The sequence below is a fragment of the Serinicoccus chungangensis genome (assembly GCF_001483745.1).
Lineage (GTDB): Bacteria > Actinomycetota > Actinomycetes > Actinomycetales > Dermatophilaceae > Ornithinicoccus > Ornithinicoccus chungangensis_A.
Genome location: NZ_LQBL01000033.1, coordinates 15959 through 40394, shown reverse-complemented (window position 1 = coordinate 40394; position 24436 = coordinate 15959). Strand labels below are relative to the sequence as shown.

The 24436-nt window shown below is 73.9% G+C and carries 24 protein-coding genes; 16 read left to right on the top strand and 8 right to left on the bottom strand.

From position 1 onward, the window contains the following. Positions 1-90: 90 nt before the first annotated feature. From AVL62_RS17985 to AVL62_RS15810, 5 genes are read left to right on the top strand one after another with little or no spacing between them, the layout of a single operon-like run. Positions 91-366 (top strand): hypothetical protein, encoded by a 276-nt coding sequence (locus AVL62_RS17985; protein WP_058892630.1) that lies wholly within the window; start codon positions 91-93, stop codon positions 364-366. Beyond that, entirely contained in the window at positions 363-926 is a 564-nt protein-coding gene (locus AVL62_RS15825) for an extracellular solute-binding protein (RefSeq protein ID WP_058892629.1), read from the top strand. The genes AVL62_RS17985 and AVL62_RS15825 overlap by 4 nt, the downstream gene beginning before the upstream one ends. Continuing rightward, a complete protein-coding gene (locus tag AVL62_RS17980; protein ID WP_058892628.1) occupies positions 923-1321 on the top strand; it encodes a carbohydrate ABC transporter permease in 399 nt (132 codons plus the stop codon). The genes AVL62_RS15825 and AVL62_RS17980 overlap by 4 nt, the downstream gene beginning before the upstream one ends. Continuing rightward, positions 1273-1797 carry a sugar ABC transporter permease gene (locus AVL62_RS15815; RefSeq protein WP_327282558.1) on the top strand — a complete coding sequence of 175 codons (525 nt, stop codon included), beginning with the start codon at positions 1273-1275 and terminating at the stop codon, positions 1795-1797. The genes AVL62_RS17980 and AVL62_RS15815 overlap by 49 nt, the downstream gene beginning before the upstream one ends. Then, on the top strand, positions 1794-2642 hold the full coding sequence (locus tag AVL62_RS15810; protein WP_058892626.1) for a carbohydrate ABC transporter permease: 849 nt from the start codon (positions 1794-1796) through the stop codon (positions 2640-2642). The genes AVL62_RS15815 and AVL62_RS15810 overlap by 4 nt, the downstream gene beginning before the upstream one ends. Before the next feature lie 24 nt (positions 2643-2666). Here the strand turns inward: AVL62_RS15810 and AVL62_RS15805 are convergent, their stop codons facing one another. Then, the gene (locus tag AVL62_RS15805; RefSeq protein ID WP_058892625.1) at positions 2667-3686 is read right to left on the bottom strand and encodes a 6-phosphofructokinase; all 1020 of its coding nucleotides are present in this window, start codon (positions 3684-3686) and stop codon (positions 2667-2669) included. Between the two features lie 188 nt (positions 3687-3874). On the opposite strand from AVL62_RS15805, the gene AVL62_RS15800 reads away from it, so the two are divergent. Further along, positions 3875-4486 (top strand): biotin transporter BioY, encoded by a 612-nt coding sequence (locus AVL62_RS15800; protein ID WP_058892624.1) that lies wholly within the window; start codon positions 3875-3877, stop codon positions 4484-4486. A gap of 141 nt (positions 4487-4627) precedes the next feature. Here AVL62_RS15800 and AVL62_RS15795 read toward each other — a convergent pair whose 3' ends face one another. Beyond that, positions 4628-5611 carry a hypothetical protein gene (locus AVL62_RS15795; RefSeq protein ID WP_058892623.1) on the bottom strand — a complete coding sequence of 328 codons (984 nt, stop codon included), beginning with the start codon at positions 5609-5611 and terminating at the stop codon, positions 4628-4630. 181 nt (positions 5612-5792) lie between these two features. On the opposite strand from AVL62_RS15795, the gene AVL62_RS15790 reads away from it, so the two are divergent. From AVL62_RS15790 to AVL62_RS17600, 9 genes are all read left to right on the top strand, one after another. Further along, positions 5793-7712, top strand: a complete 1920-nt coding sequence (locus AVL62_RS15790; RefSeq protein WP_058892622.1) for a cation:proton antiporter — start codon at positions 5793-5795, stop codon at positions 7710-7712. A gap of 176 nt (positions 7713-7888) precedes the next feature. Then, on the top strand, positions 7889-8536 hold the full coding sequence (locus AVL62_RS17390; RefSeq protein ID WP_058892621.1) for a hypothetical protein: 648 nt from the start codon (positions 7889-7891) through the stop codon (positions 8534-8536). Between the two features lie 19 nt (positions 8537-8555). Further along, positions 8556-9137, top strand: coding sequence for a class F sortase (locus AVL62_RS17385; protein ID WP_058892620.1), 582 nt, complete (start codon positions 8556-8558; stop codon positions 9135-9137). 144 nt (positions 9138-9281) lie between these two features. Then, positions 9282-10547, top strand: coding sequence for an MFS transporter (locus tag AVL62_RS15775; RefSeq protein WP_235585734.1), 1266 nt, complete (start codon positions 9282-9284; stop codon positions 10545-10547). An 83-nt stretch (positions 10548-10630) separates the two neighbouring features. Further along, positions 10631-11341 (top strand): VIT1/CCC1 transporter family protein, encoded by a 711-nt coding sequence (locus AVL62_RS15770; RefSeq protein WP_058892619.1) that lies wholly within the window; start codon positions 10631-10633, stop codon positions 11339-11341. 57 nt (positions 11342-11398) lie between these two features. Then, a complete protein-coding gene (locus AVL62_RS15765; RefSeq protein WP_058892618.1) occupies positions 11399-12766 on the top strand; it encodes a glucose-6-phosphate dehydrogenase in 1368 nt (455 codons plus the stop codon). A 56-nt stretch (positions 12767-12822) separates the two neighbouring features. Further along, positions 12823-14418, top strand: coding sequence for a phenylacetate--CoA ligase family protein (locus AVL62_RS15760; RefSeq protein ID WP_058892617.1), 1596 nt, complete (start codon positions 12823-12825; stop codon positions 14416-14418). Next, complete coding sequence (locus AVL62_RS15755) at positions 14418-14753, top strand: monooxygenase family protein (RefSeq protein ID WP_058892616.1); 336 nt, start codon at positions 14418-14420, stop codon at positions 14751-14753. The genes AVL62_RS15760 and AVL62_RS15755 overlap by 1 nt, the downstream gene beginning before the upstream one ends. After that, a complete protein-coding gene (locus AVL62_RS17600; RefSeq protein ID WP_201023306.1) occupies positions 14740-17349 on the top strand; it encodes a hypothetical protein in 2610 nt (869 codons plus the stop codon). The genes AVL62_RS15755 and AVL62_RS17600 overlap by 14 nt, the downstream gene beginning before the upstream one ends. 36 nt (positions 17350-17385) lie before the next feature. On the opposite strand, the gene AVL62_RS15745 is transcribed toward AVL62_RS17600, so the two are convergent. Continuing rightward, complete coding sequence (locus AVL62_RS15745; RefSeq protein ID WP_058892615.1) at positions 17386-20661, bottom strand: efflux RND transporter permease subunit; 3276 nt, start codon at positions 20659-20661, stop codon at positions 17386-17388. 60 nt (positions 20662-20721) lie between these two features. On the opposite strand from AVL62_RS15745, the gene AVL62_RS15740 reads away from it, so the two are divergent. Then, complete coding sequence (locus AVL62_RS15740) at positions 20722-21189, top strand: MarR family winged helix-turn-helix transcriptional regulator (RefSeq protein WP_058892614.1); 468 nt, start codon at positions 20722-20724, stop codon at positions 21187-21189. Between the two features lie 3 nt (positions 21190-21192). On the opposite strand, the gene AVL62_RS15735 is transcribed toward AVL62_RS15740, so the two are convergent. The 5 genes from AVL62_RS15735 to rpmB all read right to left on the bottom strand — a co-directional run bounded on the left by AVL62_RS15735 (position 21193) and on the right by rpmB (position 24434). After that, complete coding sequence (locus AVL62_RS15735; protein WP_058892613.1) at positions 21193-21429, bottom strand: hypothetical protein; 237 nt, start codon at positions 21427-21429, stop codon at positions 21193-21195. Positions 21430-21547: 118 nt separating this feature from the next. Further along, positions 21548-23617 (bottom strand): M3 family metallopeptidase, encoded by a 2070-nt coding sequence (locus AVL62_RS15730; protein ID WP_058892612.1) that lies wholly within the window; start codon positions 23615-23617, stop codon positions 21548-21550. A 109-nt stretch (positions 23618-23726) separates the two neighbouring features. Further along, complete coding sequence (gene rpsN / locus AVL62_RS15725; RefSeq protein WP_058892611.1) at positions 23727-24026, bottom strand: 30S ribosomal protein S14; 300 nt, start codon at positions 24024-24026, stop codon at positions 23727-23729. A 1-nt stretch (position 24027) separates the two neighbouring features. After that, on the bottom strand, positions 24028-24198 hold the full coding sequence (gene rpmG, locus AVL62_RS15720) for a 50S ribosomal protein L33 (protein ID WP_058892610.1): 171 nt from the start codon (positions 24196-24198) through the stop codon (positions 24028-24030). After that, positions 24198-24434 (bottom strand): 50S ribosomal protein L28, encoded by a 237-nt coding sequence (gene rpmB, locus AVL62_RS15715; RefSeq protein ID WP_058892609.1) that lies wholly within the window; start codon positions 24432-24434, stop codon positions 24198-24200. Before rpmB ends, rpmG begins: the two co-directional genes overlap by 1 nt. Between the last annotated feature and the right edge of the window lie 2 nt (positions 24435-24436).

The following is a 24436-nucleotide window of genomic DNA, read 5'->3' as shown; positions in this document are numbered from 1 at the left end:
CGAGCTGGAGCCGGTGGTCGCCGAGCAGTTCTGGGCGGCGGTGAGCGACGAGGACGGCACCTTCGGGGTGCCGCACCACACCGACACCCCATGGTGCTCGTCAACACCGCCGCGGTCGAGGCGGCCGGCGTCACCCGGCTGCCCGGGTCGCTGGACGACGCCTGGACCTGGGAGGAGTTCCTCGAGGTGTCCCGCCGGGTGGCCGACGGCGCCGGCCCGGGGCGGACCGCGCTCGCCGTCAACTGGCAGCAGGCCGGCGCCTACCGGTGGCTCAACTGGGTGGACCAGGCCGACGGCCGCCTGCTCTCCGAGGGCTGGACGACGCCGCGCCCGACCCGTTCGCCGTCGTCGCCGCCCTGGGGATGACCCGGACCTTCTTCCGTGAGGGGCTGACCCCGAGCTCGGCGCTGCCCAAGAGCAGCCAGTACACCGACCAGCTCTTCGGCGCCCAGACCGTCGCGATGGCCTTCGTGGGGAGCTTCACGCTGCCCGGCCTCGAGGTGCCCTTCGACTGGGTCGCGACACCGCTGCCCCGGCAGCGACGGGCCAGTGCCGACCTGGGCGGCAACGCCCTGGCCGTCGTCGACGGGCCGCGCGCCGAGGCCGCCGCCGCGTTCGCGGCATACTGCGTCGGCGCCCAGCAGCAGGCGGACTTCTGCGCCGCCACCGGGGTCCTGCCGACCCGCACCGACGTGGACGCCTCCGCGCTGGACTTCCCCGCCTACCCGGAGGTGATGCAGCAGTACGTCGAGCAGGTCACGGTCGTCCGGCCGGACCTCGTGCGGCAGGTGACGGTGCCGCAGTTCAACGCGGTCAACAGCACCCTCGTCGACCAGCTGGAGCTGGCGTTCCTGGCGGGGGAGCGTCCCGAGCAGCAGGTCGCCGACGACCTGCTGCGGGCCGTGGCCGCGGAGGTGGCCCGGTGACCGCGCGCGCCCGGGAGCACCTCACCTCCTACGCCATGCTGCTCCCGGCGCTCGTGCTCTTCGGGGTCTTCCTCTTCGCGCCCCTGGTCAGCGCGGTCGTCACCTCCTTCCCCTCCGACAGCGGTGTCGGTGCGGCGGAGTGGGTCGGCCTGGGCAACTACCGCCGGATGCTCGACGACGACGCCTTCTGGCGGGCGTCCTTCAACACCGTCCTGCTGGCGGTGGTCTCGGTACCGCTGGCGCTCGGGCTCGGGCTCGGCATCGCCATGCTGCTGCAGGGGAGGTCCGTGGGCGCGCGCTGTTCCGCACCATCGTCCTCGCGCCGGTCGTCATCTCGGGCGTCGTCGTGGCCATGGCCGGGCGGTTCATCTTCGACGAGAACGTCGGCGTCGTGAACACCGCCCTCGGCTGGGTCGGCCTGGGGCCGGTCTCCTGGCAGTCCGGCGGCGGCCCCGCCATGCTCGTCGTCCTGCTCATGCTCACCTGGTCCCGGGTGGGCCTGGCCGCGATCATCTACCTCGGGGCGCTGCAGAACGTCGACGACCACCTGCACGAGGCGGCCGCCCTCGACGGCGCCGGCTGGTGGCAGCGGCTGCGGCACGTGACCGTCCCGCAGATCCAGCCGACCACCTTCTTCCTCACGGTCATCCTCGTCATCGAGACCTTCCAGGTCTTCGACCTGGTGTGGGTGATGACCGGCGGCGGCCCGGGGCGGGCGACCGAGCTGCTCGTGACGTATGCCTACGCCGAGGGTTTCGAGGCCCGCCAGCTCGGCTACGGGACGGCCCTGGGTGTGGTCGTCTTCGTCGTCATCCTCGCCGCCACGGTCCTGTGGTGGCGGGCCCAGCGCGACGCGGAGGAGTCGCTGTGAGCGCCACGACCGCCACCACCCCGACCCGGCGCCGGGAGCGCGCGGGACGCCGCTGGCGCTTCGTCGCGCTGCTGCTCATCTCCCTGGTCTGGCTCTTCCCGCTGGTGTGGATGACCCTGACCGCGCTCTCGCCGCCGGGGAGCCTCGTCGGTGGCGGCCTGCCCCGGCTCGGCGAGCTGGGCCTGACCACGGTGCGCGAGGCGCTCGCGACCTACCCGGTGACCACGTGGGCGGTGAACTCGCTGGCCATCGCGGTCGTCGCCGTGGTGCTCACGGTCGTGGTGGACCTGCTGGCCGGCTACGTGCTGGCCAAACGACGCTTCCCCGGACGGGCCGTCGTGCTCATGGCGATCGTCGCGACCCTGATGATCCCGGTGCAGGTGCTGCTCATCCCGCAGTTCGAGCTGGTCGCGCAGCTCGGGTGGGTCAACTCGTACTGGGCGGTCATCGTGCCCCGGTCGGCGGAGGCCTTCGGCATCTTCCTGGCCCGGCAGTACCTCATGTCCATCCCGGACGAGTTGCTCGAGGCGGCCCGGCTGGACGGCGCCAACCAGTGGCAGGTCTTCACCCGGGTGATCCTTCCGCTGGCCCGGCCCCTGGTCGCGGTCCTCGTCGTCATGACGTTCATGTACCGCTGGAACGAGTTCGCCTGGCCGCTGGTGGCACTGCGCGACCCGGACCTCTACACCCTGCCGGTGGGGTTGGCCTTCCTGCAGGGGCAGTACGCCACCGACTACCCGACGCTCATGGCCGGGGCGCTGCTGTCGATGCTGCCGATCCTGCTGCTCTTCGTCGTGGCGCAGCGGTTCTTCGTCGCCGGCCTCGCCCGCAGCGGGCTCAAGTGAGGCATACCGGAGGGCGCAGCGGCCTCAGCCGAACATGATCGCGGCCTCGTCCCACTGGTCGCGGGGGACGAGCTTGAGCTCGCTGGTCGCGTCGCGCAGGTTGACGTTGACGATGTCCATGCCGGAGAGCGCGACCATCGTGCCCCACTTCTTGGCGCTGACCGAGTCGATCGCGGCGGTGCCGAAACGGGTGGCCAGCACCCGGTCGTAGGAGCTGGGGACGCCCCCGCGCTGCAGGTGTCCCAGGGTGGTGTTGCGGGTCTCGATCCCCGTGTGCTCCTCGATGGCGCGGGTCACCGCCTCGCCGATGCCCCCGAGCAGCGGGCGGCCGAAGCCGTCGACCCGGTCGCTGGCGACCTGCTCGGCCCCCGCGAAGGTGAAGCCCTCGGCCACCACGATGGTGGGCGCGCGGCCGCGGTCCATGGCGTTCTGCACCCACTGGCACAACTGGTCGGAGCTCACCGGCACCTCGGGGATGAGGATGGCGTGCGCCCCGCTGGCGATTCCGGCGTGCAGGGCGATCCAGCCGACGTGGCGGCCCATGACCTCGACGACCATGCACCGCGAGTGGGCCTCGCCGGTGGTGCGCAGCCGGTCGATGGACTCGGTCGCGATGGAGACCGCGGTGTCGAAGCCGAAGGTCCGGTCGGTGGCGGAGAGGTCGTTGTCGATCGTCTTGGGCACGCCGACGACGTTGATGCCCTCGTCGTGGAACATGCGGGCCACGGTCAGCGTCCCCTCGCCGCCGATCGCCACGAGCGCGTCGATCTCGTGCTTGTCCATGACCTCCTTGACCCGGTCGATGCCGCCGGTGCGGATCGGGCTGATCCGGGAGGTGCCGAGGATGGTGCCGCCGACCTTGGACAGTCCGCGCACCCGCTTGCGCGGCAGCGGGACGATGTCGTCCTCGACCAGTCCGCGGAAGCCGTCCTTGATGCCGACGAACTCGTGCTCGTAGATCCGGTCCCCCTTGAGGACCACCCCGCGGATGACGGCGTTGAGGCCGGGGCAGTCACCGCCGGAGGTCAGCAGGCCGATCTTCATGCAGTGTCCTTCGTCGGGGTCTCACAGGGCGGCAACGACGTCGCGCCGGCCACCCCAGGGGGCAGTGACCGGCGCCAGTGCGGTCCCAGGGTATGACGTGACGTCACCCGGGTGCCAGTCGCCCCGGGGTCTGCGGGGCCGGTCGTGGCGGCCCGTCGCGTGGGTGGGGCTGTGGCATCCTGTGGCCCATGTCGACCGCCTCCGCCTCGTCCCCCGCACCGTCGCTCGTCCTCGCCGACCGGCTCCTGCCGCGGCGGGGGGTCCTCACCGACATCGGCCTCGTCGCCGGCGGTGTGGTCGTGGTCTCGTTGCTGGCCCTCGTCGAGTTCCGTATCGGCCCGGTCCCCATCACCGGGCAGACCCTGGGCGTCATGCTCGTCGGGTCGGCGCTGGGGATGCGCCGGGGTGCCGCGGCCCTGACGACCTACATGGTCGCCGGCCTGGCCGGGGCGCCGATCTTCGCCGGCGGCGCGGGCGGCCCGGCCTACCTCCTGGCCCCGTCCTTCGGGTTCATCATCGGCTTCGTCGCCGCCGCCGCCATCGCCGGGTGGGCCGCCGAGCGGGCCTGGGACCGGCACGTCGGGCTGGCCATGGTCGGCTTCCTGCTCGCCACGGCCGCCCCCTTCCTCGTGGGCGTGCCCTACATGGCCGGCATCCTCGGCATGACCGACCCGGCGGCCATCGCCGCCGCGGGCATCACGCCCTTCATCGTGCCCGGCATCGTCAAGGCCGGCATCGCCGCCGCGATCTTCCCCGCCGTGTGGGCGATCGTGCGTCGGCTCGACTCCGGGCGCGACTGAGCGCACCACACTCCCACGCAGAAGGTGTTCCTCCGCCGGGATGCATTCCCGCAGAGGAACACCTTCTGCGTATGAGTGGGGTCGGCAGGCTCGTGACGTGACGGGGCGCCCCTCCCCGGCGGGGGACGCGAACCGGCCTGCTCAGCCGGCGTCCTGCGCCTCCTCGAGCCGGCGTCGCGCCTCGTCCCGGGCGGCGCGGGCCGCCGCCAGGCCCTCGTCCGCGGCATCCTCCTCCCCCTGGGCACGGTCGGCACGCTCCTGCGCCGTGGTGGCGTGCTGCTCGGCCTGGGCCAGCAGCCGGCGGGCCTGCTCCACCCCGGACCGGGCGACCCCGAGCTCGTCCCGTCGCCGGGCTGCCGTCGCCGCGGCCTCCTTGCGGGTCTCTCGCGCCCGGCCGACCTCCGCCTCGGCCGCCTCCAGCTCGTCCTGCAGCCGCTGCAGTGCGTCGCTGTCGTCGGGCTCCTCAGCCGCCCCGTCGGGTCCCGCCGGCGTCGCCCCGTCGTCGTCGCGGGACGGGTCCCCGGCCACGGCGGGTGCCGGCTCGTCCTCGGCGCCGCCACCCTCGATCCGGGTGAGCACCACCCCGGTGCTCGTGCGCGCCACGGCGTCGGCCACGTCGACCTCGCCGAACCCGCTGTAGGCGAGCGCCCGGGTCAGCGTCCCACCGAGCACCACCTCGGTCGCGTCCGCGCCGGCCAGGGCGGCGACCCCCGTGTCGCGGACCTCGCTCTCCCCTCCTGCCGTGAGCGGCACGGGCGCGTGCCGGCGGGCGGCCGCGACCCACGCGGCCAGCACGGCGTCGCGCTCGGCGCGCAGCTCCTGCAGCCCGGTCACGTCCATCGCCGACTGGGCGTGCCGCAGCCGGGCCCCGACCTCCTTCAACCTCTCGGCGGCCGGGTCCCCGGCCCGCACCAGGGCGTTGACCGCCGCCGCCGACACGCTGGGCTTGCGCAGCGCGCCGACCTCCTTCGCCAGGTCCTTCCGCCCCTGCGAGCGCAGCCGGCCGACCCACTCCTTGCGGGTCGCGACGAAGTCGGCGGGCGCGGCGGCATACACCGCGGAGACCGCCGCGCGCAGCGCCTCCTCGCCGGACTCCTCCGCCTGCTCGTCCACCTGCTCGTCCACCCGGCCCAGGCTAGCCAGCGCCGCCCAGGTCCACCTCGCGCAGCGGGTCGCCGCCGTCGACCACAAACCGAGCGCCGGGGCCAGTCCCGACGCCGTGCCTCCTCACCGGGCCGGCGGGCGCCGAGGACCCCGACGCGCCGGTGGACCGGGCCGGGACGCGCGGTGCTGGCAGACTGCGAGCGTGTCGCCCGCCCCCTACCTCGCCCTCGTGCTCGGGGTCGCCATCGTGTGCCAGCTCACGGCATACCGGCTGCGGGTGCCCTCGATCCTGCTGCTGCTCGTCGTCGGGTTCGGGCTGGGGCAGTTCGTCAGCCCTGAGACGGTGCTCGGCCGGGACCTGCTCTTCGCGGGCGTCAACCTGGCGGTCGGCGTCATCCTCTTCGAGGGGTCGCTGTCGCTGCGCTTCCGCGACCTGCGGGGTCTGAGCACGGCCGTCCTCCGGCTCTGCTCCGTCACCGTGCTGCTGGCCTGGGCGCTGACCACCGTGGCCGCCATCGTCGCCGGGGTCGAGTGGCAGCTCGCGCTGCTCATCGGGGCGCTGCTCGTCGTGACCGGCCCCACCGTCATCGCCCCCATCATCCGCCAGCTGCGCCCCACCCGACGGGTGTCCTCCATGCTGCGGTGGGAGGGCATCGTCGTCGACCCCATCGGCGCGATCCTGGCCGTGCTCGTCTTCCAGGCCATCATCGTCGGCGGCCCCGACGGGGCGCTCGCCACGGCCGCCCTCACGCTGGGCCGGACGGTCGTCATCTCCACCGTGCTCGCGCTGCTCTTCGGCGTCCTGCTCGAGGTGGCCATGCGGCGCCACCTCATCCCGGACTTCCTCGAGGGCGTGACCTTCCTCGCGGCCGCGGTCGGGTCCCTGGTGCTCTCCAACGAGCTGCAGTCCGAGAGCGGCCTGCTGACCGTGACGATGCTGGGGATCTACCTCGCCAACCGGCCGGGGCTGCGGCTGGAGCACGTGCGGGAGTTCAAGGAGCACCTGCAGGTGCTCATCGTGGGCGCGCTCTTCGTGCTGCTGGCCGGGCGGGTCAGCCCTGCCGAGGTGGTGGCCATCGCGCCGACCGCGGCGGTCTTCGTCCTGCTCCTGATCCTGGTGGTGCGCCCGGCGTCCGTGGCGCTGGGCCTGCTCGGCACCCAGGCGACCCGGCAGGAACGCACCCTGCTCGCCTTCATGGCGCCGCGGGGCATCGTGGCCGCCGCGGTGACGAGCATCTTCGCGCTGGAGATCGAGCACGCGGCCGACGAGGCGCGCTCGCTGGCCGCGCTCGGCGGCGAGGACGCCCAGGAGAGCCTGGCGCTCGAGGCCACGGCGGAGCGGCTGGAGCAGCTCGTGGTCGCCTCGGCCGACCTGGTGCCCCTGGTCTTCGTGACGATCGTCGTGACGGTCGCGGTCTACGGGCTGGGGGTGGGGCGCCTGGCCGAGCGGCTGGGGCTGGCGACGACGACGCCGAACGGCGTCCTCTTCGCCGGGGCGCCGCTGTGGGCCCGCCAGGCCGCAGGGGTGCTCACCGAGCTCAAGGTGCCGACGCTGCTCGTCTCGCTGGCGCCGGCCGAGGTCGCCCAGGCGCGGATGGCGGGGCTGCGGGTGGAGCGCACGCACATCCTGTCGGAGTATGCCGTGGAGGACATGGAACTGGCCGGTCTCGGCTCCCTCGTCGCGGCCACGCACGACGACGACACCAACTCGACGGCGGCGCGCGAGTTCGGGCACGCCCTCGGCCAGTCCAACACCTACCAGCTGCGGCGCCAGGGCGAGTCCCTTCCGCGGCGCTCGCGACCCCGGGACCGGACGAGCGGGGGCAGCGGCGGCACGCTGTCGGAGGCCAAGGCCAAGCAGCAGACCGCCAGCAAGCTCACCGCGCAGGTCGCCTTCTCCCCGCCGATGTCGGCGCCCGAGCTGGACACCGCGACCCGGGAGGGGATGCAGGTACGCAAGACCCGGCTGACCTCCCAGCACACGCTCGACGACTTCCGGGAGCGGGAGCCGGAGGCGGTCCTCATGTTCGTCGTGCAGGACGGGGTGGCGACGGTCGTCACCCCGCGCAGCAACCTGCCGCAGGAGGGCGCCACCCTCGTGGCCCTCGTGCACGCGCGCTGACCGACGCGGCGTCCGCGGTTCGGCGACACGCCGGGCAGGTGGGTCGGGGTGCGGGCCCGCCCTCGCTAGGGTGCGGAAGCGTCAGATGTGGCAGATGTGATGTGTGTGACCGGGTGGGTCCGTGCGCGGGACGACCCGGCACCGCGACCAACCGCGTGCCTGCGGAGAGGACCCTCATGAGGACGACGACCCTGCGGACCCTGACCGTCGCGGCCGGAGCGGCCGCGCTCACGGCGCTGGCCGCCGGCCCCGCCCTGGCGGTCGACGAGGACCAGCTGGCCGACACCTACGACAACGTGCGGTGCGACGTCATGGCCATGCCCGGCACGGCGACGGCGACGTACCTCGACGAGGCGACCCACGGGCCCTACCTCGAGGGGGGCAACGAGTGGGTCGCCCTGACCCTCACCTCGGACGACAGCACCGTCGAGGTCGCGAACCCCGGCTACGGGGAGACCTACAGCAGCGAGGGCGGGGCGGTCATCCGCGAGATCACCTTGTGCCAGGGCACTGCGGCCGCCGAGGAGGAGGCACCGGCGCCCGAGGAGGAGTCCGACGGCGGTGCGGCCGCCGAGGACCAGGCGGCCGAGGACGAGACCGCAGCCGGGGACGACGAGGCGACCGCCGGCAGCGACGACGCGGCCGCGGGCGACGACCCGGCCGAGGAGGACGTGCAGGCCGCGGGACCCGCGGTCGAGACCGACGGGCCGCTGCGTGAGACCGGGCTGTCGCCGCTGCTCGTCGGTGGTGCCGTCCTGGCGGTCGCCGGTGCCGGCGCGGCCGCCGTGGGTCTGCGTCGCCAGCCGCGGGGCGACCAGGGCTGAGCCCCGCCGGAGCCCCAGCGTGAACGCCCGCCTGCTGCTGCCCACCGGGCTGCTGGTGGGCGCCCTCGGCGTCAGCGCGCTCGCCGTCCAGGCGGTGGGGGCGATCCAGGGCACCGACGGGCGGCCCGTCCACGCCGAGGGCGACGCCGCGCCGGCCTGGGTCACGGTGCCGGCGGCGGGGCTGGAGGAGGAGCCGATCGCGCCCGAGGGGCTGACGCCGCAGGGGACGATCAACCCCGACCAGGGCGAGGCGATCTGGTACGCCGGGTCCGGACGCGTCGTCCCCGGCCAGGTCGGGACCGCGGTCGTCGCCGCGCACGTCACCTACTACGACGAGCCGGACGTCTTCTACGACCTGGCCGAGGTGAGCGACGGCGACGTCGTCACGGTCGGGTACGGGCACGGCGGGACCCGCGACTTCGTGGTCACCTCGACCCAGCAGATCTCCAAGGAGGGCCTGCAGCGCAGCGACGCGGTCTGGGGCGACCAGGACGAGGTCGCGCGGATCGCGCTCATCACCTGCGACCCCTCGCTGGGCGCCCGCAGCGACGGTGGGCAGAAGGCCAACTTCGTCGCGATCGCCGAGGCCGTCGACGGCTGACCCGCGCGTCGCCGCCGGTCCGCACCCGCCCGCCGGTGCCCGGCGGAGGGAATGGGTGCGGGGGGCGCCAGGGTTAGGCTGGTGGGGCCTGCGCTGCGCGTGCGGGCTCCCCCACCGTCGTGCCCCTCTGACCCGAGGCCTTCTTTGTCGACCCTGTCCGCCACCGCCCAGCCCGTCACCGAGCGTCCCCCCGCGGGCGGGCAGGGGCCCACCCTCGCCCTCGCGGCGCTCATCCTGGGCGGCGTCGGCATCGGGGTCGCCGAGTTCGTCACCATGGGGGTGCTGCCGCAGATCGCGACCGGGCTCGACGTCTCCATCCCGACCGCCGGGTATGCCATCTCCGCCTACGCGCTCGGTGTCGTCGTGGGCGCCCCGGTCGCCGCGGTGGGGGCCGCCCGGCTGCCGCGGCGCGCCGTGCTCGTCGGGCTCATGCTGCTCTTCGCGCTGGCCAACGCGGCCGCGGCGCTCGCGCCAACGCTGGGGACGCTCGTGGCCGCCCGCTTCGTCGCCGGGCTGCCGCACGCCGGCTTCTTCGGCCTGGCCTCGCTCGTCGCCATCTCCCTCGCACCTCCCGGGCGCGGCGGCCGCGCGGTCGGCACCGTCATGCTGGGCATCCCCATCGCCCTGCTCGTGGGGGTGCCGCTGGGCACCTGGGCCGGCCAGGTCTTCGGCTGGCGGGTGAGCTTCTGGGCGGTGGCCGTCATCGGGCTGCTCGCGGCGGTGCTCGTGCACCTGTGGGTGCCGCGCACGCCGAGCGACCGGACCCGCTCGCGCAAGGCCGAGCTGCGCGCCTTCACCAGCACCCAGTTCTGGCTCACTCTCGCGATCGGGGCCATCGGCTTCGGCGGCATGTTCGCCACCTACTCCTACATCGCCCCCACGCTCACCGACGTCACCGGTCTCGCCGAGAGCTGGGTGCCCGTCTTCCTGCTCGTGTACGGCGTGGTGTCGGTCGTGGGGACGTGGCTCGGCGGTCGGCTGGGGGACTGGTCGGTGCTGCGCACCCTGGTCCTCACCGGCGTCGGTTCGGCGGCGGCGCTGCTCACCTTCTTCTGGAGCTCCGGCGCGCTCGTCCCGGCCCTGCTCACCGTCGCCGCGATCGGCCTCTTCAGCTCGGCCTGGGTGATCGGGCTGCAGCTGCGGCTCATGCAGGTCGCCGGCCCGGCCAGGACCCTGGGCGCGGCCATGAACCACGCCTCCCTCAACGTGGCCAACGCGCTCGGCGCCTGGGTCGGCGGCCTGGTCATCGCCGCCGGCTACGGCTACCGTGCGCCCGCCCTCGTCGGCGCCGCGCTCTCCGTGGCCGGCCTCGTCGTCCTCGGCGTCTCGCTGCTCGTGCACCGGCGCCACGTCGAGGCGCGCGCGGCGCGCGCCGACCGGACCGTCCGCGAGGCCGACCTGACCCGGTGAACGCCACACCCTCCTACCGCCCACCGGGGTAGCGAAGCCTCACCGTCCTGGCGGGCCCCGCCGGGACGGAGGACGCTGGAGGCATGGCCGCACCACCCGTCCAGCAGCACGCCGAGCCGCGCACCACCGCGAGCACGCTCAACTGGCTGCGCGCCGGGGTCCTCGGCGCCAACGACGGCATCATCTCCACCGCCGGTCTGGTCATCGGTGTCGCCGCGGCGACGAGCGACCGCACGGCCATCCTCACCGCCGGGCTCGCCGGGCTCGCGGCGGGGGCCATGTCGATGGCGGTGGGGGAGTACGTCTCGGTCAGCACCCAGCGCGACAGCGAGCGCGCCCTGCTCGACCTCGAACGGCGCGAGCTGGCGGAGATGCCCGAAGAAGAGCTGGCCGAGCTCGCCGAGATCTACCGCGCCAAGGGCCTGTCCCCCGGGCTCGCGCAGCAGGTGGCCGTCGAGCTGACCGAGCGGGACGCGCTCGCGGCGCACGCGGAGGCCGAGCTGCACATCGACCCCGACGAGCTCACCAACCCCTGGCACGCGGCCTGGGCCTCGCTCGTCGCCTTCACCCTGGGTGCCCTGCTGCCGCTGCTCGCCATCATCTCCCCGCCGACGGCCTGGCGGGTGCCGGTCACGGTGTGCTCCGTGCTGCTCGCCCTGGTGCTCACCGGCTGGGTGAGCGCCACCCTGGGCCGCTCGCCGCGGCCGCGTGCCGTCGCCCGCAACGTGCTGGGCGGCTTCACGGCCATGGCCGTGACCTATGCCATCGGTGCCCTGGTCGGTACGCAGCTCTGACCCCGAGGTGCCACACTGGCGCGGACGCGTCATACCCGAGGGAAGAAGGACGTCCGCATGGCCGACCAGACCACCACCCTGCTCATCCTGGGAGCCTCCGGGGACCTGACCCGGCGGCTGCTGCTGCCCGGGCTGGGGACGCTGCTGCGCGAGGAGACCGACCGGAGGGTGCGGGTCCTGGGCGCGGACCGGCTCGAGCTCAGCGAGGAGGACTGGCAGGGCAGGGTCCGCGACAGCCTCGCCGAGGCCGAGGTGCCCGAGGAGGTCGCCGAGCCGGTGGTGCGCGCGGCGACCTACCTGCGGACGGACCTCCTGGAGCGCGACCAGCTGCAGGCCCTACTCGACGCCGTCGACGAGCCGGTCGTGCTCTACTTCGCGCTGCCCCCGGCGGTCACCATCAAGGTGTGCGCGCTGCTGGAGGAGCTGACGGTGCCCGAGGGCACCCGGCTGGCCCTGGAGAAGCCCTTCGGCGACAGCCTGGAGACGGCGCGCGAGCTCAACCGCCAGCTGCTGCGGGTCGTGCCCGAGGGTGACATCTTCCGGATCGACCACTTCCTCGGCGTCAACACCATCCTCAACCTCATCGGCATCCGCTTCGCCAACCGGCTGCTGCAGCCGATCTGGTCGGCCGAGCACATCGAGAAGGTCGACATCTGCTACGACGAGACGCTGGCGCTGGAGGGGCGGGCCGGCTACTACGACCACGCCGGCGCGCTCATGGACATGATCCAGAGCCACCTGCTGGAGGTGCTCGCCTTCTTCGCCATGGAGGCCCCCGCGACCATGCACGCCGAGGAGATCCGCGGGCTCAAGGCGCAGGCGCTGCGGGCGACCCAGCCGTGGGGTCACGACCCGGCCGCCGCGTCCCGGCGGGCGAGGTACGTCGCGGGCGAGCTCGGCGACCGCACGGTCCCGGACTACGCGGCCGAGGAGGGCGTCGACCCCTCCCGCCAGACCGAGACGCTCGCCCAGCTGACCGTGCAGCTGGACAACGCCCGCTGGGCCGGCGTGCCGTTCCGGCTGCGGTCGGGCAAGGCGCTGGGCACGGCGACCAAGCAGGTGGTCGTGACCTTCCGGGCGCCGTCGCACGTACCCCACGGGCTCACCGACACCCCGGACCCGGACCGTCTCGTCCTCGAGCTCAAGCCGGGCAGCGTCTCGCTGGACCTGTCGATGAACGCCGAGGGCGACCCCTTCGAGCTGGAGCAGAAGGAGCTCACCGCCGAGCTCGGCAAGGCCCGGATGCTGCCCTACGGCGAGATCCTCGGCGCCATCCTCGACGGCAACCCGCTGCTGACCATCCGCGGCGACGAGGCCGAGGAGCTGTGGCGGATCGTCGAGCCGGTCCTCGACGCCTGGCAGGCGGACGAGGTGCCGCTGGAGGAGTACGCCGCCGGCTCGGCCGGGCCGGACGGCTGGGTCTAGCCTCCGGGGTGGCGAGCTCCGGCGCCCCCGTCCACTCAGGCGCTAGAGTCCCGGCCATGGGATGGAGAGACCTGGGGGAGTCGGTCTGGACGAGCACGCCGCTGACGGTGGCGCGCCGCGGAGCGCTCAGGGCGGGGACCCGGGCCCTGAGCACGACGTACAGCCTCTACAAGGTCCACCCGGCGACCTGGCGGCTCACCGCGACGCACTACCAGCCGTGGATGGGCGACTTCGCCCGCCTCCACGCCTGGATGACCTGCCAGCTCGGGTCGCTGCACGTGCCGGCCTACCGTCAGCACCTCGCCGAGCACGACTGGCGCTTCCGCTGGTGGGACCTGGAGAACTACCCGCCCACCGACAAGAAGAGCTACGTCCAGCGGTATGACGAGACCTCCCGCACGCGCTCCGGTCGCCTCGAGCTGCGCGGGACGCTCGTGGACGAGAGCTCGGGCAGCTCCGGCACCCCCTTCAACTGGGTGCGCGGGCGCGACGAGCTCGCCGACATCCACCGCAACGTCGCCGGGTTCACCGCCCTGATGATGCGCGACGAGGAGCGGCTCTTCGTCATCAACGCCTACTCGATGGGCGCGTGGGCCACCGGCACCAACACCGGGATCGCCATGGCCAAGATCGCCATGGTCAAGAACACCGGCCCCGACCTGGACAAGATCGTCGACACGATGCGCCACTTCGGGCCGTCCTTCACCTACCTGGTCTCGGCCTACCCGCCCTTCCTCAAGGACCTGCGCGACCGGCTGGACGCCGAGGGCTGGGACTGGCCGGCCTGGCGGATGCACGGCCTGGTCGGCGGGGAGGGGATGACCGAGGCGCTGCGCGACTACTGCGAGGAGCGCTTCCTCACCGTCCGCTCCGGCTACGGCGCGTCCGACCTCACCATCGGGATCGGCGGCGAGACCGACCTCACGGTGTGGCTGCGCCGGGCGCTGCTGGAGGACCACGACCTGCGCGAGGCGGTGCTCGGGCCGGGGGAGACCCGGACCCCGATGATCTTCCAGTACAACCCGCTCGAGACCTACCTCGAGACGACCCCCGAGGGCGAGCTGCTGTGCACGCTGACCTCGACCGCGGTGCTCTCGCCCAAGCTGCGCTACAACATCGGCGACGAGGCCCGGCTCATGGACTGGCACGACCTCGCGGCGGTCCTGCGCAGCCAGCCGGAGTGGCAGGCGCCGGCCCGGGAGGCGTTCGCCAAGCAGGGGATGAAGCTGCCGCTCCTGCTGCTCTTCGGCCGGGCGGACGCCACGATCTCCTTCATGGGCGCCAACATCTACCCCCAGGACGTGGAGAACGGTCTCTACACCGACCCGCGGCGGGCCGCCCAGATCGGCTCGTTCACCCTGACCCTCGAGGACGTCGAGCAGGACGCGACCCGTCAGCAGCCGACGATCCACCTCGAGCTGCGCGAGGACGTGCGGCTCGAGCCGGCCGAGCGGACCGCGCTCGCCGACGGCGTGCGTGCGGGCGTCGTCGACTACCTTGTCCGGACCAGCCGCGACTTCGCGCAGTCGCTGGAGGAGAGCGAGCGCAGCGACGACATCGAGGTCCGGGTGCACGACGCCGGCACCGGACCGTTCGCCGCGATGCCCACGAAGCTCAAGCGCGTCTACCTCCGCCCGGGCGCCGAGGGCTGATGGAGGGCGCAACGGCGGTCTTCGTCGGCGCGACGCGCTACACGTCCCCGCTGGCCTGGGTGCGCCTGGCGCCGCGCTGGCGGGCGATGGTCGACCAGATGCGCCGGATGCCGGGCTACGTGCACCACCAGGTCTACCTCGACCCGCCGTTCACGCTCGGGACCGTCGGCTACTTCGCGACCCGCGAGGACCTCCTGCGCTTCGCCCGCAGCGGGGTGCACCGCGAGCTCATGCAGTGGGTCACCGATGGCACCCAGCACGCGACCGGCGGCTACATCCGGGTCTACGAGCGGCCCGTCGCGGGCGCGAAGGAGGCCGGTCGTGCGCACGCGTGACTTCTCGGCGGCGCCCCCGCTGGCCCGGGCCGCGGTGATGCTCACCGTCCAGCCGGCGCGGGGGCGCGCCTCGGGCGGGTGGTTGCGCTCGGTCGCCCGCGCGCTGGAGGCGGCCGGCCCGGTGCGGCGCGAGTGGCTGCGCGCCGGGGTGCGGCGCACCGGCGTCATCGCCTGGTATGCCGACACCGCCTCCGGCGCGGACGCGCACCGCCGGGTGCAGGAGGCAGGAGGGGCCGTGGTCCAGGTGCACGAGGCGAACCCGGACGGCTACAGCAACGGGGTGTGGCGGGCCGAGGACGGGCGGATGGCGCACGTCGAGCGCTTCACGCCGGTGGGCCGCGAGGAGGTCGGTCCCCCGGTGGCCCGCCGGCGACCCGGTGGGGGCGCGGGCCTGCGGGTCGAGCCGGTCCTGACCCGGGCCGACCTGCGCGACTTCCTGCGGGTGCCGCCGTGGGGGACCCGGCGTGAGACCCACGGGGTGCCGTTGTGGCACAGCACGGTCCGCTCCTGGTGGACCGGGGAGGGGCCGCACCACGCGCACGGGGCGGTCGAGCTCTACGTCGTGCGCGACGCCGGGGGCGTGGTCCACGGGCGCACGACACTGCATACCGACGACCGGATGGACCACAAGCTCGGCGAGCGCACCCTGCTCCTGGGGGCCACCGAGTTCGCCGGGGAGGCGGCGCTCGCGGTGATGGTCGAGCACGCCGAGGCGCTCGCCCGGCAACGGGGTCGGACCCGCCTCCTCGGCCCGGTGTCCCTGCTGCCGAACCAGGTCGGTGGCGTGGTGACCTCGGGGTGGGACGAGCCGGGCTTCCTGGACGGGCCGTGGAGCCCGCCGCACTACCCCCGGGACTGGGAGGCGCTCGGCTTCGAGCGGATCTGGACGGGGTCGACGTGGATCTGCCCCGACCTGGCCCGGCTGGACCCCACGGCGCTCTTCGGCGACGACCCGCTGCCGGACGGGGTCGTGCTGCGGCACGCCGACCGGCGCCGGCTGGAGGAGCAGCTGCCGGTGCTGCGGCAGATGCTCAACGCCTCCTTCGCCGAGCTCGGCTACTACACCCGCATCGAGGCCGACGAGCTGGCCGCCGCGACCGACGGCCTCGGGCACCTGCTCGACGAGCGCCTGCTGCTCTGGCTGGAGCGCGGCGGGGAGCCGGTGGCCTTCGTGCTGGTGGTGCCCGACCTCACCGGCTTCGTCCGCTCCACCGGGGGGCGGCTCGGGCCGGTCGACGCCGTGCGGCTGCTGGCGACCCGGCGGCGCCACCGCCGCGACGCCGTGCTCGTCATCAAGGGCACCGTGCCCGGTGCGCGCGGCCAGGGGCTCATGCGCCACCTGTCCCGCGAGCTGCTGCGGGGTCTGCAGGCCGGAGGGTATGCCGCGCTCCGGGTCACCTTCGTCGAGGACGGCAACGCGGGGTCGCAGGCGCAGTTCGTCACCATGGGCGGGCGCCCGCTGCACGGCACGTGCTTCTACACCCGCGCGGTGCACGTCGGCGCGGGTCCGGGTGGGGACCGGGGCACCACCGAGACCCCGTCGTCGACCACCCGGGCGGGCGGCCCGGCGGTGCGGTTGCTCGCCCGCGCCCACGACTGGGGCCGCGCCCCCAGCGCGCACAACACCCAGCCGTGGGACGTGCGGGTGCTGGACGAGGACACCCTGCTGCTCGGGTGGCACGCCGAGCGGGAGCTGCCCGTCGCCGACGCGGGCCGGCGCGACCTCCTGCTCTCGCTCGGGGCCCTGGCCCTCAGCCTCCAGGTGGTGGCCGCCGACCTCGGGCTGGAGGCGGAGGTCACCTGGGGGGTGGACGTCGACGCCCGCCGGGCCGCGGTGGTCAGGCTCCGCGCCCACCCCGGCCCCGGCGCGGGGTCGCGGCACCCGCAGCACCCGCAGCCGTCCGCGGGCGCCCGGCCCGCGCCGCCGCCCTGGTCGGTCGCGGAGCTGCACGCGCGCGCGACGGTCCGCACGGCATACCCGCAGCGGCCCAACCCGTGCCAGGTCGCCGAGATCGCCCGCACGGCCGGGCTCGGGGAGGGCACCGGGCTGCTGGAGCTGCCGGACGACCTCGTCGACGAGCTGCTCCCGCGCGCGACCGCGCACACCCTCACCGGGCCCGCGGCGTCCGAGCTGGCGCAGTGGTTGCGGCTCTCGCCGCGTCACCCGCGTCGCGACCTGGACGGTCTGAGCGCGACGGCGCTCGGGCTGTCCCCGACGGAGGCCCGCGGCCTGGCGCTGCTCACCTCGGCCGGGCCCCTGCGTCGGGCGCTGGAGACCAGCCGGCTCGACCGGTGGGTGGCGCGGGCCGGCGAGCTGCGACCGCGCGGCGCGGTGCTCGCCCTGTGGAGCGCGCCGGGGCTCCCGCCGGAGGAGCTCGGCCCCCTCGGCGGGTCGCTCCTGGCGTGCTGGCTGGCCGGCGAGCGCGGCGGCTGGTCCGCCCACCCGCTCAGCGAGCTGCTGGACGAGCCCCGGGCGGCGGCCGCTATCGCCGCCCACGTCGAGGCCGAGCTCGGGCACCCCGCCCAGGTGTATGCCGTGTGGCGCTGCGGCCGCCCCGACGCCCTGCCCTACCGCAGCCCCCGCCTCACCGACTGAGCCGACGGCGCCGTCGTGGGCGCGGCGTCGCGTCGCTCAGCCGGCCCGGCGCTCCTCGCGACGCGACCGCAGGCCGCCCGCCCAGGTCGCTCCCCGGCCGACGAGCTCGTAGAGCACCGGCACGAGGATCAGCGTGAGCGCGGTCGAGCTGATGAGGCCGCCGATGACGACGATGGCCAGCGGCTGGGAGATGAACGCCCCGCCTCCGGTCACGGCGAAGGCCATCGGGGTGAGCGCCAGGATGGTCGCCAGCGCGGTCATGACGATGGGCCGGAACCGGTGCCGCGCCCCCTCGAGCACGGCCTCGGTGCGGCCCAGGCCGCGGGCGCGGTACTGGTTCACCAGGTCGATGAGGACGATCGCGTTGGTGACGACGATCCCGATGAGCATGAGCAGGCCCACCATCGAGGCGACGTCCAGCGCGGTGTCGGTGAGCAGCAGCAGCGCGATCGAGCCGGTCGCCGCGAAGGGCACCGACACCAGCAGGATGAGCGGCTGGACCAGTGAGTTGAAGGTCGCGACCATGACGAGGTAGACGATGGCGATGGCCGCCAGCAGGGCCAGTCCGAGGGCCGCGAAGGCGTCCTGCTGGTCCGAGCTCACCCCGCCCAGCGTCACGTCGACGCCCTCCGGGGTCTCCAGGTCGTCGAGACGCTGCTGCAGGTCGGCGGTGAGCGCGCCGAGGTCGTCGGTCGCCGAGCGCCCGCTGACCGTGGCGGCGCGCAGCCCGTCGACCCGGGTGATGCTGACCGCCTCGTCGACCGTGCGCAGCTCGGCCACCTCGCCGAGGGCGACCGGGTCGCCGTCGGGGTCGGAGCCCACCTCGAGGTCGCGCAGGGCGGCCACGTCCTCGGCCGAGCCCTCGCTCACGACGACGTCCACCTGGGTGGCGTCGATCTCCACCTGCCCGACGACCGCGCCGTCCGTGGCGGCCTGGATCGTCTGGCCCAGCTGGGCCTCGGCCAGCCCGGCCGCGGCGGCGGCCTCGCGGTCCACCTCGACCTGCAGCGCCGGCACGGTGTCGGTGAGGTTGTTGGTGACGTCCAGCGCGCCGGCCTCCTCCATGAGCGAGACGACGTCCTGGGCCGCGGCGTCGAGCTGGTCGAGGTCCTGGCCCTGCACCTGCACCTCCAGCCCGGCCGTCGTGGGCCCGCCCTGCTGGCCGGCCTGCGCGGTGAAGGTGGCGCCCTCGGGCAGGTCGACGGAGGTGGTCAGCTCCTCGCCGAAGGCCTCGCCGTCCACGCCGTCGTCCAGGGTCACCGCGAAGGTCGCGGAGTTGGCCCTGCTGCCGAGGAAGACCGCCTCGATCCCACCCGGGCTGCCGGCGGTCACCTGGTAGGTCGCGACCTCGTCCTGGTCGGCGAGCCACGCCTCCACCTCGGCCGCCTGGGCGTCGGTGTCGTCGAGCGTGGTGCCGGTCGGCATAGTGAGGGTGCCCTGCAGGGTGTTCTCGCCGGTGCCGCCGATGAAGTCGGTCTTGAGCAGGGTCGCGGCATACCCGGTGCCGCCCAGCAGGAGCACCGCGAGGCCCACGGTGAGCCATGGCCGGTCGAGGGCGCTGCGCAGCACCGGGAGGTAGGCCCGCTGCATCCGGTCCGGCTCGTCGGTCTGCCCGGTCTGCTCGGTGAGCGCCGACTCCGGCTCGTGCTTGCCCGCGCCGGAGCGCCGGCCCAGGAACCAGAAGCCGAGCACCGGGATGATGGTCAGCGCCACGAGCAGCGAGGCCAGCATCGCCAGGGTCACGGTGACGGCGAAGGGCCGGAACAGCTCGCCCACCTGGCCGCCGACGAAGCCCAGCGGCAGGAAGACCGCGACCGTCGCGACGGTCGCCGAGGTGATGGCACCCGCCACCTCCCGGGTCGCCTCGACCACGGCGGTGCGCCGGTCCTCGCCGCGCGCGACGTGGCGCTTGATGTTCTCGATGACGACGATCGAGTCGTCGACGACGCGGCCGACCGAGATGGTCAGGGCCCCGAGCGTGAGGATGTTGAGGCTGTAGTCCGCCACCTGCAGCCCCAGCAGCGCGATGAGCAGGGACAGCGGGATCGACACCGCGGTGACCAGCGTCAGGCGCACGGAGAGGAGGAAGAGCAGCACCACGAGGATGGCGAAGCCGAGCCCGAGGAGACCCTCGGTGGCCAGGTCCTCGATGGACTTCTCGATGAAGGGCGCGCCGTCGAAGATGGTCACCAGCTCGCCGCCGTCGAGGTCGGTGGTGATCTGGTCCTGCAGCGCCGCCAGCTCGCTGGAGATCTCCACCGCGTTGCCGTCCGGGGTCTTGGTGATGGCGAGGCCGACGCTGGGCTCCCCGTTGGTCCGGGTGTAGGCCGTCGCCTCCTGCTCCTCGAGCGTCACCGTCGCGACGTCGCGCAGGAGGGGGATCTCGACGTCGCCGGCCTGCTCGGCGGCGGCGGTGGCCTGCTCCGCGGCGCCGGCGGCAGCCGCCGCGGCCGCGGCCAGCTCGGGGTCCTCGGGTGCGGCCTGGGCGGCCTGCGCCGCCTCGTCGGCGGCGGCCTGCGCCTCCTGCGCCTGTCCCTGGGTCTGCGCCGCGGCCTGCTGGGCGGCGATCGCCTGCTGCCCGAGCATGGGCAGCGCGCCGATCTGCTCGGCGGAGGTGAGCCGGGAGCCGACCTGCACGGGGAGCTCGGTGTCGCCGTCGAGCACCGACCCGCCGGGCAGGACGACACCGTTGGCCTGCAGCACCTGGCTGACGGTCTGCAGCGTCACCCCGGCCGCGGCGGCCTCCTCCTCGTCGAGGTCGACGGTGACCACGCGGTCGGCCACGCCGGAGAGGGTGACCGAGCGCACGCCGTCGATGTCCTCGATGTCGGGGATGACCACCCGCTCGAGCCGGTCGACGAGGTCGCGGGCGTCCTCCCCGCCGCTGGCGGCGAGCTGGATGATGGGGAAGTCGTCCAGGTTCCCGGCGAAGATCTGCGGGGAGGCCGAGTCCGGCAGGCCGGGCAGCGACAGCACGGCCCGCTGCAGGTCGGTCTGGGCGGCGCCGGTGTCGGTGCCGTAGTCCAGCTCGACGACGACCGAGGAGAAGCCGTCGGTGCTGGTGGAGGACACCTCGACGACGTTGTTCAGCCCCTGCGCGGCGACCTCGACCGGTTCGGTGACCTGCTCCTCGACGACCGAGGTGCTGGACCCGGGCGTGCTGGTGGCGACGACCAGCACGGGGAACTGCAGCGAGGGGAAGAGCTCCCGCGGCAGGCTGCTGGCCGACCAGAGGCCGGCCAGGATGCCGAAGACGGTGGCGAGCGCCACGAGCGCCCGGTTGCGGACGCTGAACAGGGTGAGACGTGCCATAGGATGCCTAGCCTAAGGCGAACCATTACCCTCGACCGAATCGACGAAGGAGCGCAGCGCATGGACCAGGCCGACCAGCAGGGACGCGCGGCGCTCCTGGGTCGCATCAGCGCCAGCGAGGCCGGGCTGCACGCCGTCGCCATGCGGTGGCTGGACCCGCAGCCCGTCCCCGCCGAGCTGACCCTCCGCCAGGTGCAGGTGCTCGTCCTGGTCCGCGCCAACCCGGATCTCAGCGGTCAGTCCCTGGCCGAGCACCTGGGCGTCTCCACCCCGACGACGAGCGGGATCCTCGAGCGCATCGTCGCGCGCGGGTGGCTGCGGCGCGAGCACGACCCGGCCGACCGGCGGCGGCTGCTGCTGCGGATCACCCCGGAGGGCGAGGAGGTCCTCGCCTCGCTGGAGGGTCCGGTCCTGCAGGCCAAGGCCCAGGTCCTCGACCGGCTCAGCGACGCCGAGCTCGCGGACCTGGCGCGGCTCACCGAACGCATGCAGAACGTCGCCGAGCAGATCGACGCCGAGCGCGGCTGAGCCTCAGATGCCGTGCGGGCGCTCCGGCGGTGTGGGGAAGGTGGCCCGGGCGCGCGACTCCGCCTCGTCCTGGCCGCTGCCGAGGGAGCCGGGTCCGCTCGTGGCCTTGATGACGTGCAGGGACGCGACCGCGAGGAGCACGACCATGACCCCGAGGGCCACCCACGACTGGGTCACCACCCACCAGCCGAGCACCACGAGGCCCACGAGGGCGTAGGGAATGAGGGGGAAGGACTTCATCGGCCACCTCCTGAGTGGCCCACCACCGTAGCAAGGTCCGGCTCCCGCTGCCGGTCGACGACGGGACCCGCCGGCGCCGCGTGCCGCCGGCCGCACCGGACGGGGGGCGGGGAGTGGCTCAGCCGGTCAGCCCGAGCCGCTCCAGCAGCGGGCCCACCTCGGGGTCGCGACCGCGGAAGCGCCGGTAGGTCTCCAGCGCCTCGATGGACCCTCCCCGGCCCAGCAGCTCCCGGCGGAAGACGTCACCGGCGGCGCGCGTCATACCCCCGGGGTGGTCGCTGTCGCCCTGCTCGCGGAACCACTGGACGGTGTCGGCGTCCATGACCTCCGACCACAGGTAGGAGTAGTAGCCGGCGGCGTACCCACCGCCGAAGATGTGGTGGAAGTAGGCGCTGCGGTAGCGCGGCGGCACGAGGGGGAAGGCGACCCCGGCCCGCTCGAGGGCCGCCTGCTCGAAGGCCTCCACACCGGAGCCGTCCTCGGGCAGCTGCGTCAGCGGCGTCTGGTGCCAGGCCTGGTCCAGGATCATCGCCTTGAGCAGCTCGATGGTGTGGTAGCCGGTCTCGGTGCGGCTGTCGACGAGCTGGTCGACCCACTCCTGCGGGATCGGCTCGCCGGTCTCGTGGTGACGGGCGTAGCGCTGCAGGAGGGCCGGCTCCCAGGCCCAGATCTCGTTGACCTGGCTGGGGAACTCGACGAAGTCGCGCGGCACGGACGTGCCCGAGCGCGAGGGGTAGCGCACGTCCGAGAGCAGCCCGTGCAGGTCGTGCCCGAACTCGTGGAAGAGCGTGATCACGTTGGTCCAGGTCATGAGGCTGGGCTGTCCGGCCGAGGGCGGCGGCACGTTGCACGTGTTGGTCACCACGGGCAGGTCGCCGAGCAGGTGCGACTGGTCGACGATGCTCGTCATCCAGGCCCCGCCCTTCTTGGTCGGCCGGGTGTAGGGGTCGATGGCGACGGCGCCCAGCTGGCGGCCGTCGGCCTCGCGCACCTCGAAGACCCGGGCGGCCTCGGTGTAGCCGACGAGGTCCTCCCGCTCGTGGAAGGTGATGCCGTAGAGCGCCGTGGCCGCGGCGAAGACGCCGTCGGTGAGCACCCGCTCGAACTCGAGGTAGGGCGTGAGCTGCCCGGTGTCGAAGCCCTCCCCGGCGCTGCGGGCGGCGAGGAACTGCCAGTCCCAGCCCTCGAGCGTCGCCTCCGGCTCGAGGGTATGCAGCTGCTCGGCCAGGGCGTCGGCCTCCCGCTGGGCGATCTGCACCGCTCCCGGGGCGAGCCGGCCCAGCAGGTCGTTGACCGCGTCGGTGGTCTGGGCGCAGCCGACCTGGTGCACGTAGGACGCGTGGTGCTCGTAGCCCAGCAGCGTGGCGCGCTCGGCGCGCAGCCGGGCGATCCGGACCAGGATGTCGCGGGTGTCGTGCGCCTCGTGACCCTCCCGGCCCAACCCCCGCTCGACCGAGGCGCGGAAGACCCGCTCGCGCAGGCCGCGGTGCTCCAGGCTGTCGAGGACGGGCTGCCCGGTGGTGTTGGTGAGGGTGATGAGCCACCCGTCGAGCCCCTTGGCCTCGGCGGCCTCCCGCAGCCCGGTCCGGGCGTCCTGGCTCAGCCCGGCCAGCTCGGCCTCGTCGGTGACGTGCACCGCGGCCGCCGCCCGCCCGGTCACCAGCAGCCGGTCGAACTCCGTCGACAGCGTCGCCAGCTCCCCGTTGAGCTCGCGCAACCGGGCCTGGCCGGGCGCGTCGAGGGTGATCCCGCCGCGCTCGTAGGCGCGCAGCCGCTCGGTGAGCACGAAGGCGTCCTGCTCGTCGAGGTCGACCTCGCCGGCGTCGGCCCGGTCGCCCAGCTGGGTGAGGCGGGCGTAGAGGCTCTCGTCGAGCATGATCGTGTCGGTGTGCGCGGCCAGCCGCGGCGCGAACTCAGCCATGATGGCGTCCCGCTCGTCGTTGGTGTCCGCGGACTTGGCGACCCAGAACGCCGACAGCGTGCGGTCCAGCGTCGCCCCGGAGGTCTCCCAGGCGTGCAGGACGTTCTCCACCGTCGCCGGCTCCGGGTCCTCGGCCAGGGCCCGCAGCGCCTCGAGCTGCTCGGCCATCCCCACCTCGACCGCCTCCCGGACGTGGGCGTCGGTGAGGTTCGCGTAGTCGGGGAGGGAGAAGGGCAGCGTGGACGGGGAGAGGAGGGGGTTGGTCATACCTCTCATCAGATCACAGGCCACCCACGCACACTTCTGGACATAGCTTTCTGGGGAACGGGTCCCAGAAACCTATGTCCAGAAGTGGGGGCCAGGAGGGGTGCGCGGCCTACCAGCTGGACTTCGTGATGCCCGGCAGCTCGCCGCGGTGGGCCAGGGCGCGGAAGCGGACCCGCGACAGGCCGACCTTGCCGACGTAGCCGCGGGGGCGGCCGTCGACGGCGTCGCGGTTGCGCAGCCGCGTCGGGCTCGCGTCCCGGGGCTGGCGCTGCAGCTCGCGCTGGGCGGCCTCGCGCTGCGCCGGTGACCCGGTGCGGACGGTCTCCTTCAGCTCGGCCCGGCGCTCGGCATACCGCGCGACGACCTGCTCCCGGCGCCGCTGCGCCGCGATCTTGCTCTGCTTGGCCATGTCAGCGCGACTCCTTGAACTCGACGTGGCGCCGGACCGCCTTGTCGTACTTCAGCAGGACCAGTCGGTCCGGGCTGTTCCGGCGGTTCTTCTCCGTGACGTAGGTCGTGCCCGTCCCCGCGGTCGAGCGCAGGGTCACCTTGGGCCGGACGTCCTTGCTCCTGCCGGCCATCAGACCTTCTCCCCCCGGGCGAGCATCTGGGCGACGACGGCGTCGATGCCGTCCCGGTCGATGGTCTTGATGCCCTTGGCGCTGAGCGTGAGCGTGACGTGACGCCCCAGCGAGGGCACCCAGTAGCGCTTGCGCTGGATGTTGACGTCGAGGCGGCGCTTGGTCCGCCGGTGGGAGTGGGAGATGGCGTGGCCGAAGCCGGGGCTGGCGCCGGTCACCTGGCAGACGCGGGACACGG